This window comes from Methylobacter sp. Wu1 (genome assembly GCF_036553575.1).
Lineage (GTDB): Bacteria > Pseudomonadota > Gammaproteobacteria > Methylococcales > Methylomonadaceae > Methylobacter.
This window is the reverse complement of sequence record NZ_JAZHOC010000058.1, coordinates 1-12,517: the sequence shown is the minus strand read 5'-3', so window position 1 is coordinate 12,517 and position 12,517 is coordinate 1. Positions and strand designations below refer to the sequence as shown.

Annotated in this window: 10 protein-coding genes and 1 pseudogene; 9 read left to right on the top strand and 2 right to left on the bottom strand. The window is 51.5% G+C overall.

Annotated features, from left to right (window positions below; genetic code table 11):
• Positions 1–406 precede the first annotated feature (406 nt).
• The 7 genes from V2P20_RS11480 (at position 407) to V2P20_RS11450 (ending at position 8,365) form a co-directional block, all read left to right on the top strand.
• On the top strand, positions 407–1,465 hold the full coding sequence (locus tag V2P20_RS11480) for a hypothetical protein (protein WP_331818422.1): 1,059 nt from the start codon (positions 407–409) through the stop codon (positions 1,463–1,465).
• Positions 1,466–1,477: 12 nt separating this feature from the next.
• On the top strand, positions 1,478–1,813 hold the full coding sequence (locus V2P20_RS11475; protein ID WP_331818420.1) for a hypothetical protein: 336 nt from the start codon (positions 1,478–1,480) through the stop codon (positions 1,811–1,813).
• Positions 1,814–2,102: 289 nt separating this feature from the next.
• On the top strand, positions 2,103–2,531 hold the full coding sequence (locus V2P20_RS11470; protein ID WP_331818418.1) for a hypothetical protein: 429 nt from the start codon (positions 2,103–2,105) through the stop codon (positions 2,529–2,531).
• Complete coding sequence (locus tag V2P20_RS11465; RefSeq protein ID WP_331818416.1) at positions 2,524–2,775, top strand: hypothetical protein; 252 nt, start codon at positions 2,524–2,526, stop codon at positions 2,773–2,775. Before V2P20_RS11470 ends, V2P20_RS11465 begins: the two co-directional genes overlap by 8 nt.
• 2 nt (positions 2,776–2,777) lie before the next feature.
• Positions 2,778–2,942, top strand: coding sequence for a hypothetical protein (locus tag V2P20_RS11460; RefSeq protein WP_331818414.1), 165 nt, complete (start codon positions 2,778–2,780; stop codon positions 2,940–2,942).
• Between the two features lie 110 nt (positions 2,943–3,052).
• Positions 3,053–7,195, top strand: a complete 4,143-nt coding sequence (locus tag V2P20_RS11455; protein ID WP_331818412.1) for a hypothetical protein — start codon at positions 3,053–3,055, stop codon at positions 7,193–7,195.
• 18 nt (positions 7,196–7,213) lie between these two features.
• Positions 7,214–8,365 (top strand): LPD38 domain-containing protein, encoded by a 1,152-nt coding sequence (locus tag V2P20_RS11450; RefSeq protein ID WP_331818410.1) that lies wholly within the window; start codon positions 7,214–7,216, stop codon positions 8,363–8,365.
• 72 nt (positions 8,366–8,437) lie between these two features.
• Here V2P20_RS11450 and V2P20_RS11445 read toward each other — a convergent pair whose 3' ends face one another.
• Together V2P20_RS11445 and V2P20_RS11440 are read right to left on the bottom strand one after the other, a co-directional pair.
• On the bottom strand, positions 8,438–9,694 hold the full coding sequence (locus V2P20_RS11445) for an integrase arm-type DNA-binding domain-containing protein (RefSeq protein ID WP_331818408.1): 1,257 nt from the start codon (positions 9,692–9,694) through the stop codon (positions 8,438–8,440).
• A 161-nt stretch (positions 9,695–9,855) separates the two neighbouring features.
• Positions 9,856–10,176 carry a hypothetical protein gene (locus V2P20_RS11440; protein WP_228779347.1) on the bottom strand — a complete coding sequence of 107 codons (321 nt, stop codon included), beginning with the start codon at positions 10,174–10,176 and terminating at the stop codon, positions 9,856–9,858.
• Positions 10,177–10,510: 334 nt separating this feature from the next.
• Between V2P20_RS11440 and V2P20_RS11435 the strand changes: the two genes are divergently transcribed.
• Positions 10,511–12,352, top strand: coding sequence for a caspase family protein (locus tag V2P20_RS11435; RefSeq protein ID WP_331818404.1), 1,842 nt, complete (start codon positions 10,511–10,513; stop codon positions 12,350–12,352).
• Positions 12,353–12,450: 98 nt separating this feature from the next.
• Positions 12,451–12,517, top strand: a pseudogene (locus tag V2P20_RS11430) (IS200/IS605 family transposase); the annotation flags it as partial.

Here is a 12,517-nt window from a genome sequence, read left to right as displayed (position 1 = left end):
CTAAGTGCTTGATTCATAGTCATAATATTTAATTGAACAATGTTCAATAAATCCATAACCTGTAGTACAATACACTTGTGTACACAACCAAACTACGGGGAACCCAATATGGAAACCACACAATACAAAAGCGTAAGGCTCCACAAATCGACGCACCAAAAACTTAAACGGCGCGCCTTTGATCTAGATATGCCAATCACAAAACTGATCGACAGACTCTACGACCTTTACGCGAGGGAAGCATAATGGGCGTATCGTATCCATCATCAACACCAAACCGTTTTGGCCAAATGCAAGCCGCAACTGCGACGGGCAACAGCCACAACGTGAACAGAATGCGCACTCATAGCCTATCAACACAATGCCCAGTCCAGAGCTCGGACTTGGACAATGCCGAGGTGGAAGTATGAGTTTGCTACTAGGCGCCCTCAGCGGTCTAGGCAGTGGCCTTGCCAATGTCGCTGAGGGCAGAGTCCAGAGCATCAACGCCGCCCAGCTTGAGCAAATGCGGCAGCTAGTTGATCTAGCCAAGGAAAAGCGTATTGCTGAGATGCAGGAACGCAACCATACTCGCGACCGGGCCGAAAGACTCCAGGACGAGGAACGCGCGTACCAACAATCGATTGACCCCGAACGCAATCGCGCCATAGCCAAAGCCGCCGTCGAGAAGCAGCGCGTCACTGATGAGTATGCCGACTCTCGGTACGGCACTGAATTCGAACAAGCTGTTAAGCTCGCAGCCGCAAAGGAAAAGGCCAGAAGCGATGCACGCTATAGCGTTAAGGCACAGTATAGCCCAGGCTCAGGCCGCGCAAGCTCAGATTCCTCTGGTAAATACGACGCCAGGGATAAAGCGCAGGTGCGGTTCTTTGAAAACGAGAACAAAGCGCTTCAAGCCAAGATCGACAGCGGCATGCTGGACGAAGCGCAAATGCAAGACGCGCAAAATAAAATAGCCGACAACCTTGAATCTATCCGAGCCATTACGTTTGATGAAGGCATGGCATCCGTAGTGCCGGGGCAAGCTAAACCTGTGGCAGACAACACCAGCAATAAGCCCGGCGCAGATATGCTTCCTGAAGAAGCCGAGATCCGGCAGTGGAAGGCATCGCAGCAATCTTCTAAGCAGCAATCCGCTAAGCGCGATCCGCAAGCAGCACAGGCCCACATAGCCGAAAAGCTAGGGCAGGCTAAGCTTAGCGACGACACTCAACAGGCCATTGCATCAGGCATTACCGAAGAGATGTTGTCGCTCGCGGAGTTTAAGACCGGCTTGATTAACTCGACTAAAAACCCACAAGAACGCGCCCGACTTCAAGCTGAGGTGGACGAGTTGCTAAGCCGCGCGGCCACTGCATCGGGCGACGTGCGCAATACGGCACGCTACAAAACATCCAGTAAACATGCGTTTGAAATAGCGCAAGGCGACGCGATTCAACGCGCAAAAGCACGATTCAATAAATAGGACACAACAGAAATGGCATTAACACTTGAGCAACACTTGGCCAACGCGGATGACTTCGCGGAAATCGCGCATCGGGTCCACCAGATTCAAGCCCGCTTAAAGCAATATGGCGGCCGGTATACCAGAGAGGTCGATATACTCTCTGCGTTAGACCCAGACGACAGGCGCTATGCACCATCAGCCCTACGAAATATAATGCGCGATTTGAGCTTCGATTATCAGCGGCTATGCTCAGCAATGCACGCCACGCCTGAAGAGCATGTGTACTCCAATCTTGTCGCGCGCTATCAGTCTAATAAACCCCCTGTGGCCGACGAACCGAGCCGTCGGCAAAAAGCGAAGGGCTGATAACTATGTCAAGCATAAACGTATACATAGTTTCCAGGGACGGACAGATGTACATGTCGCCCAGATCGGTCTCTAGCTACGACGAGCTGAACGAGATTGTCAACATCGCTAAATCGTTCAAAGCGCCGAGCGCGATCCGCTTTACAACCGAGCGAGGATCAAGCGGCTACTATTCACCGACTGGCCCGCAGAGTTCGCCGTACTGGTATAGACACCAGGAGCCAGAGTTCGAGAGGGAAGCCCAAAGTCGGTGTTAAGAAAAAAATAATCTACAAGTTCGCAAAAAAGAATGGCAAATAAAACAGGCGTAACGCCGCTAACAAAAGATCCAACTAAACGCGGCAGAGGCCGTGTAAAAGGCTCACAGAACAAATTGACGATGTTGCTGAAGGAGCTAGCGACAGAGCGAGGCCCCGCAGTCGCAAATGTTATCTACGATGCCGCTGAGAAAGGGGACATGCAGGCGTGCAAGCTCGTACTTGAACGCCTTACGCCGCCGGTGAGAGAACTCCCCGTGACTATCGACCTGCCTGACGCCACCACAGTTGATGGTTTGATTGCCGCTAATGGGGTAATCATTGCCGCCGTGAGTAAGGGCGCGCTGACGATCACAGAGGGTACAGGCTTGCAGACGCTACTAAATAACCAATACAAGGTATTGGAAGGCGGCGACCTTGAACAGAGAATAGCCGCACTTGAGGAACAGCAAAATGGCTAGTCTCAAACAGCGATTGGCTAAGCTGGAAACGGCATGCGGGGCTTCACCGCAAAGCATACACATAACCGTTAATCGCATCATTCGCCCAGGCACAGTGCCAGGTGAGGTAGTCCGAATGGACATAGGAACTGAAGTATTCTACAGAGCCGAGCGTGAGGACGAGCAGGCATTCATCGAGCGCATACAGGCCAGATGCGACCCACGACAACATGCCAATATTGTGGCCTACGGCTCGGAGCTCTGACAATGGCATCCCTCAAATCACGATTGGCAAAACTCGAATCGCAAAAAGCCAGCGACCCCACCGCAGAAAGAATCCAATATTTGCAAGATCCGAAAGTGATAGCAGATACCCGCACCATGCTCAATGCTTGGATCGCGGAACTGAATGCGAGGGTTCAACATGGCTAATTTAAAGCAACGCTTGTCGAAACTCGGAGCGGAATTTCTCCGCTCCCAAAAAGCCACAAACCCCGCCGCAGGCTTACCACATCATGACAACCACACAAGGAATTAACTAGATGGCTTCAATTATTGCGCGATTCAGGCAGAGAAACGGTGGCTTACAAGATTTATCTGACGATGACATCGCAGAATTCCTGCATCAGAAATACGCCTCGGATACATCCTATGATGATTTCAAAACATTCGCCGGACGTGAATCGCCAGAAGAGCAAGCCGGAGCTGTTCGAAGTTATGGCCTCATCCCGCTTCTCAAAGGCGTCACGGACGTAGGCGGCGCAGTAGGCTATGGCCTGGAAGCATCGGGCATTGCCCCAGAGTTCGGCAGGGAGGTTCAGCAATCAGCGCAGGATACTAACCAGAGACTGACTGAGCGGCAAAGCCTGGAAGCTCAAGAGGATGCACAGAAAAAGCTCATCGACGAGAATGGCGAATATGGCGGCTTTAACTTAGGCACGTTCGTTCAGCAAGCTGTTGAATCCGCACCCGGCATGATTGCCATGGCAGCCCCGGGTGGCATACTCGCTAAGGGCGCAGGAACCGCAGCTAAAGCTTTGGGAGCAGGGGCTAAATCAAAATTCATCGGCTCAAGTGTGGGCTACGGTGCATCAGAAGGGGTATTCTCAGGCGCGAGTAACGCCGCGCAAGAGCAACAAACAATCCGCAATACGCCATTTGACAAGCTGGTAGACAACCCAGCGTTTGTAGAGGCGTACCATAACGAAACCGATCCCGAAGCCGACCAGAATACCCGACTTGAACAAGCGCGGGATATCATGGCGCGTAAAGCCGGGGACGAAGTCTTTGGCAGAACCGCAGCGACCACCGGCGCTATTGGCGCTTTAACAGGTGGCGGTTTGCTTGGGCAAATGCGCAACGGCGCAACAGGCGGTAGGCTTATGCGAGCCGCTAAGGGATCTGCCAAAGAGGCTGGTCAAGAAGTTCCACAGTCGGCCACAGAGCAATATTACCAGAATGTGGCCGAGCAGAAGTATCTGGACCCGAACACCGACCCGTATAAAGATGTGCTGAGCGCAGGTCTGGAAGGCGGCTTAGTGGGTGGGGCGATGGGCTTAGGCGGAGTGTTCTCTCCAAGCCGGGAAGCGCAGCAAGTCGATAAGCCTGTCCACGCGCTGAGCGATGCGCAAGCGGCTGAGGTTATCACCGCAGCGCCAACGGTTGATGATGCTATAGCAGCAGCGGGTGCGGCCATGGAACCGTCCAGCGCGCCAATAGAGGATGCGATAATAACCCGCGCTAATGATCTGGTAGACTTGCCAGAGCTTGGCACAGCGCCAATGCAAACATTACCCACTGTGGCCGATGCCAGTTTTTCGGCATCGGGCATTGAGCCAGTGCAATCAGCCACATTGAGCAGCAAACGCCAACAGGTTGCTGATCTGGTTAATGCCGGTATGCCTGTGCAAGACGCATGGCGCGAGGTCAACAAGGTCGATTTGAAATCGAACTTAGATTCTGGAAACGGTTTAAATCGCTACGAGGATTTGAATTCTGGAAACGGGATTTCCCATAACGAGAATTCTGGAAATGCTTTAAACCATTTCGACAAAGCCGCCAGGCAAACGCCACTTCTGGCCGCAGCACAGCCAACATCGATTGATCTTAGCTCTAGGGCCAAAGGCATAGCCGGTTTAAACTCGATGCCAGTCACTACACCAGCAGAAGCCTCGGCGTTTATAAAGGCCCATAGTGCGTTTACCGAGAGGTATAAAGCCGCGCCGAAAAGCATCACTGCTAAACTGCAAAGCGCACAGGGCGTAATGCAAACAGCTAAGAGCGAAGTGCCAGTGCAAACTGCGCCAGTGCAAGCTAACACATGGAATTCCATGAGTTACAATCGGAGCGAAGTGCAGGCTGCGCCAGTGCAAACAGCTAAGAGCACAGTGCCAGTGCAAACTGCGCCAGAGCCGGCCGAGTTTTCGGCTCGCGCCACAGCATCGGTGCAACCGCCGCCGGTTGAACAGTTTGCCCAAACGCTCCCAGGCTATACAAAGAAACTTCAAGATAAACTTGTGGTCGTCAAGGATGCCGAAGCGGCCAAGCAATATGCCAGTGGGGAATTGTCGAGCACTGTGCAGGGCTTCTATTCGCCTAAACATGACAAGGTAATTATCATAGCGGATAAGGCTGCCGACAAAGAAGCTACGCGCATGTTGCTCAATCACGAGTTGCTGCACCGCGCCGAGCAAGTTGACCCGAAAGTTAAGGCCACAATGGTTAAGGTTAAGGGCCAGTTCGAGAAGCGCTTTGAGTTAGCCAAGCTTGGTAAAGGCACTGCCATAGAGCAGCGAGCGTATCAGCGGGTGAAGAATTCCAGCAGTGGTGAGGATATGTCGCTTGCCGAGTTCAGAGCGTATCTGGTATCCGAGTACAACAGGAACCCGAACAGCTTGACCGGCTACGTTAAGAAGCTGGTGCAGGACTTCATCGCCGCTATCCGAATCGGCCTCATGCGAGCAGGTGTCAGCCTGAAAGACCTGACTGCGGCTGACATGAACCGGATTGCGGAAACCTACGGGGTGCAAGCTAAAAGCGAACCAGCTAAAAGCGAACCGGCTAAGGGCGAACCGGCAAATGACACTAATGCGGCTGACCTATATTCCGACATGCTAGCGGCGGGTGATACATGGCTTAAGGAACACATCTCCAATGCGAAACTCGATAAAGCTATTTACGCACTGCAAGATAGGTATATCGACCTGAAGCGTCAGCTTGAGCGGATTCGCAATACCGGGGAAGCCATACCGGAATCCGAGGACGCCTATCAGGCTGAAGAGCTGTTCCACCAAAGACAAGCATCACGTATCAAAGACTTCTACGACAACGAGCTGACTCCGATTCTGAAAGAGCTACATACGAAGAACATTAGCATTGAGCAGTTTGAAGAATATCTGCACGCAAGGCACGCGCCGAGCCGCAACAAGGTCATGGCCGAGCGCAACCCGAACCAAGCCCAGATCGATAAGAACCTGAACGCAGCGGTTAAGCACTTGGCTGAGATCCAAAAGACTGCCACACCGAAGGAATTATTGGACGCTACACGCGAAATAGAGAAATGGAAAAAGGCTCAGCCGTTCACCGGCACTGAGGAACAGCGCCTAAGCTTGTCGGGCATGTCTGATGCCGAAGCTGCCAAGATACTCCGAGACCTGCCAGCCGCTAAGCGCGCAACGTATGAAGCATTGGGCGCTAAGATCGACGCAATCGTGGACCGCACCCACCAGCTTTTGGTGGATTATGGCATGGAGACTGAGCAGGGTGCCGAACAACTCAAGGGCGAATGGGACCATTACGTTCCGCTGTACCGAGACGAAGCACATCTCGACTCAGCCGGTCACCCACAAGGGCAGGGCTTCTCAGTTCGGGGTACAGGCATTAAGAGCGCAACTGGCAGCAATGCCGATGTAACAAATATCCTCGCGCACATAGCCGCCAGCCGCGAGCAGTACATTAAACGCGGCGAGAAGAACCGGGTAACTGTGGCTTTAGCGAACATGATTAACGCCCATCCCGATGCAGAGTTTGCAGAGGTCGGCAAGATCCCAACGCGTGAGGTCATTGAGAACGGCATTGTCAAAACAGAGCCTGTGCCAATGTACATGAAAGCAGATAACGTCGTCACCATGCGAGTGCTTGGAAAAGATATTGCCATTGTATTCAACCAGGATAAGCCTGAATCAGTCCGGCTGGCGCTCAGCCTGAAGAACATGGACGGTTCTGAAATGGATATGCTCGAATCGGCTGTAGCATCGGCAACACGGTTCATGGCGAAAATGTCAACGCAGTACAATGTGGTTTTCGGTGTCATCAACGCAACGCGCGACACGCAGGCCGTCATGCTCAACCTGTCCACCACAGAATTACGTGGTAAACAACGCCAGGTCATGGGCAAAATGCTCGATGCGTCTAAGACAATCTGGGCAGTGGAACGTGGAAGCGCCGGCGGCGATCCTGCAATGCGCAAGATGTACGACCGCTTTAATAAGGCAGGTGGCACGACCGGCTTCACGCAGATGTTCGAGACCATACAGGACCGCCAGAAGTCTATTAAGAAAGAGTTTGCAAATCTGGATAAGCTGACCGCCGCGAACGCCCATAGGAAAGTGGCGCTTGCAGTGGGCAAGTGGCTAACCGACTATAACACATTGATGGAAAACTCAGCGCGTTTCGCGGCGTTCTAGGTCGGCATTGAGTCAGGCTTGTCAGACGCTAAGGCGGCATCCATCGCCAAGAACATAAGTGTGAACTTCAATCGTAAGGGCTCGATCACCACAAAGGCAGGTGCGTACTTCGCTTTCTTCAATGCCGCCGTCCAAGGTACAGCCAGAACAGTGGAAACTTTGCGTGGGCCTAAAGGCAAACAGCTCATTGCATCGGGCGTAGGCATTGGCGCAGCGATGACGGCGATGGCCATAGCCGCGATGGGCGAGGATGAGTACGAGAAAATACCAGAGTTCGTAAGGGAGCGCAGTTTAATTATCCCGCTAGGCGACGCAGACTATGTGGCAATACCTATGCCGCTCGGCTTTCACATCTTGCCGAACATCGGGCGCAAAGCTGTCGAAATAGCGATGGGCTCTAACCGAATCTCTGCTACTGAGCGCATGGCGCAGTTAGCCGGATCGACTGTCAGTGCGTTCAACCCATTGGGCGGAAACGGCGTAGACACCTTCGTACCTACTGTACTTGATCCGGTAGTAGCACTGTGGCGGAACAAAGATTGGACCGGAAGAGCCATATATAAGGAGGACTTCAACAGCTTGGACCCAACGCTGGGATTCACACGCAAAAAGGACACGGCATCGGGCATCAGCTCAACGCTGGCTGAGTTCATCAATAAAGCCTCAGGAGGTACGGACTACAAACAGGGCATCATGAGCCCCACACCGGACCAATTAGACTACGCTTTTGGGGCCGTGTTTGGCGGCACCGGGCGTGAGGCATTGAAATTTGAACAATCCGCCGAAGCCTTAATGACGGGCAATCTGGCCGAACTGCCCGCGCATAAGATCCCATTGGTTGGCCGGCTGTACGGCAAGGCCGAAGGCCCCTCTGTGGAGCGCGGCCTGTATTACGAGAACCTGAAACGGCTGAATGAGCATGAGGCAGAGATAGCAGGTCTGCGCTCAGAGCAAGGTGGCGCGGCCAAGGCGGCAAAATACATCTGGGAAACGCCAGAAGCCAGACTTGTGCCACAGGGTAAAGCGATCGAGAAAATCATAGACGGGCTAATGCGCCGGAGAAAGAAGCTGAAGGCCACGAACCCTAATGCACCTGGGTTGCGGATCATCGAGCAGCGCATTGAGTTTCAGCAAAAGCGGCTTAACGATTTGGTTGCAGCGGCAGCTTAAAAACCTATTAGGAATTAGGCCACAGGGTACGGGGATTCGCCGTACCATTTGCGTAAGCTATTGATTTAACTACTAATTTCCTTTAGCCAATCTGCCAATCGGTACAATATCCGCGCCGTTCTTTATCCCCTCCAGATAATCCGCCCAAGCTTGCATCATTCGTCGTCTTTCATCCAGATATTGAGCGCGGTTATATGCAGCACGTACCGAATCCCTCGGCATGTGCGCCAACTGCCGTTCTATGGCATCCGGACTCCACCCCTGCTCATTCAATAATGTTGATGCGGTGGACCTGAAACCATGCGCACAATGCGAATCGCTGTAGCCCATGGACACTAAAGCACCCTGTATAGAGCGTTTACTCATGGGCTTTTTGCTATCGCTGGCTTTTGGGAATACGTATTCGCTGGACCCAGTTACCGGCAGCAACTCGGTTAATATCCTGATTGCTTGGGTGGAAAGTGGAACGATGTGATTAATGCCTGTTTTAAAGGCCACATAGCGCCATTCCCGCGAATCGAAATCAACATCAACCCACTTCATCAGCCGCAGTTCGCCAGGGCGACAGAACAGCACAGGGAGCAGACGTAATGCCGATTTCACGGTGAAAGTGCCGTTATACCCGTCGATATCGCGTAAGAGCTTTCCAACATCGGCAGGATTAGTCAGGGCAGGGCGGTGACCACCAACATGCGCCTTCAGCATCTTAGCGACAGGCTGAGCCACGTCATAATCCGCCAGACCGTGAGCGATTGCATAACCAAAGACCGCGCTAATCTCGGCCCTCAATGCCTTGGCCACGGATGTTTTTGTGTGGTCTACAGTTTTGATAACTGCCATGACATCGGGTGACTTGACCGCGCGTATATCCATTGCGCCTATTGTGGGGTACACATAGGTTTTGAATCTGACCAGCTTAATATTAAAAGTCTGCTCTTTGATCTGGTGTTTGATAGAGCCGAACCACTGGCCGGCCACATCTTCGAATGATCCCACAATAGGAAGTCCAGCCGCTATGCGCTTTGCGTTTGCCTTAGCATCCTGGCGCATTTGCTTCTCGGCCTTCCGAGTGTCGCTGGGATCAATGCCGCTTGCAACTTGCGAACGTGCCTTAACCGCTTCGGATCTGGCATTTGCCAAGCTGGTTTCGGGGTACACCCCGAGCGATAAGGTTTTGCGCGTACCCTGGATGCTGTAATCAAATCGCCACCACTTTGCCCCTGTGGACTTCACCAATAGGTACAGCCCCTCGCCATCATTAAGGCGCTGGTCTTTGATACCCGGCTTGGTGCTGCGGATTGTGGAATCGGTCAATAAGTTTCGGGCCATTACAGTAACTCCTGATTGTTTAACTCGGAGCTACTGTAATAGTTACTGCGTGAAATGTCGAGCGTTACTGCACTTCACTAGACGTTAATAGACGAATGATCTTGGAAAATGCCAGTAGGATCATGATGATAAATACTTTGCTGAACACCAACAGACGCTGATTATTTCTTCGTCATGAAAAAATAAGTCGATTGGCACTTAAGAACCATTTTGTCGTTTTCTTTTTCGATCGCAGTGCAGGTTTCCATTCTGGAACGGCCGGGAGCGGCTTGTTTGACCAGTTTTCCGTCCTGGACGGAATAATTAAGTACCGCACGCAGATGATCGATCCGCGCGTGTACGTCCGATTCCTGGGAAATACCTTCCAGCGTGCCGTCTGCCTTGAAGGTCCAAGTGGTGTTTATGCTTCTTGATTTAGTGCCTTCGCGATCAACCGATTCTTTGTCGATTTGCCAGGTTCCAAGCAGATCGGATTGGGTCAATGGAACGTCCGCATTTGCGGAAAAAGACAAAAGCATCAGAGCGCAGGCAGAAAACCGAATGAATTGCATGTTAAAACCTTATAAATAGTAAGTTAAAATTTGGGATTGTAGCACATAACCGATCTTCAAAATCAGCGTTAATTTTATAGTAATTGAATTTTTTCATGGTTTATACTGGCCGCACGGCAAATGAATCGCAGGGTGGATTTGCCTTGATTAATCAGGGATAAAGGGCATTTCATAACCATTGTATCTATAAAGTTTTACTAATCTCATCTGGTCGGGCTACTATCCCCAGTACGAGTCAATCAATAATAATCCAGGAATATTTAAAATGATTGTTATGAGGAAAATCACCACTTCCGCAGCGTGTTTTGCCCGGACTTCAGGATCTAAGTATTTCTTTCTGTCTTTGTTCTTTGCCGCGCTAATCGGCTGTCAGACCGAACCCAAAACCGATCTCGACAGCGTCAAGCCAACAGGAGATCTTGTGGTGGAGGATATCGATAAGCTTTTCGTTGTCGATTGTTTGCTGCCCGATCAAGTGAGCGGCCCAGGCGCTCAAAAGACCGATATTTCCTCTCGGCGGCCCATCAAAACCACAGCCGCTGAATGCAGGGATCGCGGCGGCGAATATGTGGCTCACGATCGCGCCAATGTCGAATCGGCTTTAAAAGTATGGCTGCCGCAGGCGCAGCAGGGTAATGCCGAGGCTCAGGTGATGCTGGGCGAGATTTACGAAAAAGGATTGGGCGGAACGGCCGATCCCGCTTTGGCGGCCCAATGGTATTCAAAAGCGGCCGAGCAAGGCAATTCGAGGGCGCAGATTGATCTCGGCTATCTTTATGAGAAAGGCCTGGGGGTAAAGAAAGACATTCCGACCGCATTGAACTGGTACCGCAAGGCATCAGGTCTGGCGAACTCAGGTTTGCAGTTTATGCCCGTGACCGAAGTCTCCGGTAGAGGCGGCAAAAGGGAACAGGGTGATAACGCACAACATCAGGCCAGGATCGGCGATAAAGCGTCCGGTTCGGCGGATGATTCCGGACTTAAGCGGCGGAAGGTGGGATCCAGACAAAAGCTCGATCAGTTGCAGGAGCAACTGAAATCTTTGGGGGAGGAATACCACAATACGTTTGCCCGCATTAAAAGTGACATGACCACTATAGAAGTCAAAGCGTCTCAAATGGACTCCAGGCGGGAAAAATTGGCCCTTGAAAGAGTTCATATCAAGCTCAAAAAGGACAAGAGCGAGCTTTTGGCTCAGGGCTTGCAGATCAAGGAATTGAAGAAAGCGATCGAGCAGGAAGAAAAGACCCTGGCAGGCCTCAAAGATGTTCCGGCCGAGATGCCGGAGAAAAAGGGGGTACAGAAAAAAAATCATAATGAAGCTTCTCTTGTCATAGCCAGCCCAAAATCCTACCCATCCGTTGATTTCGGCCGGTTTTATGCATTGATTATCGGCATTAATGACTATAAACAACTGCCGGCGCTTCAAACATCGGTCAATGACGCCAAAGCGGTCGATGAAGTATTGCGGACGCGTTACGGCTATCAAACTAGGCTATTGATCAATGTCACCCAGCATCAGATCATGACCGCTTTCGATGATCTGAGAAAAGAGTTGACCGAAAAGGACAGTCTGTTGATTTATTACGCCGGTCTTGGCGAAATCAATAAAAACGATCAAAGCGCCTACTGGCTGCCATCCGATGCGGAAAAGGCCAATATTGCCACTTGGCTGTCCAATCATAATGTCGCGCAACAGTTGAGCATTCTCCCGGCCAAGCATATCCTGGTTATTGCCGATTCGTGTTATTCCGGCATCATGACTAAAACGTCAATCGCTCATCTGCCGGAAGATGCGTCCGATAAAAAACGCAAGAAGTGGCTGAAGCTCATGAACAGCCGCAAGGGCAGAACCGTCATAACATCCGGGAGTGTTAAGCCAATACCGGATTCCAATGTCAGCAGCCATTCGGTATTCGCCAGTGCGTTTCTGAAGGCATTGAATGACAATACCGGCCTGCTTGAGGATTATGAACTGTACAGAATGGCCTCCGGTAAAGTCAAACAGTCCGCGTCACAGATCGGCTTTCAGCAAAGTCCGCAGTATTCCGCCATGCAGCATGCAGGGCACGAAGGCAGCCCGTTCTTTTTTGTGCCGAAGAGTTGACACGATGCAATTTTTTATTTGATTTTCCATCATAAGGTTTAAACCACCGGCTTTAGCCGGTCAGCTTTAGCTGCGATAATCTGGCCAAGGAGGTGGCAATGGACTATAGATACGGCAGCCATACGGTTTACCAAATTGAATACCACTTTGTTTGGGTAACAAAAT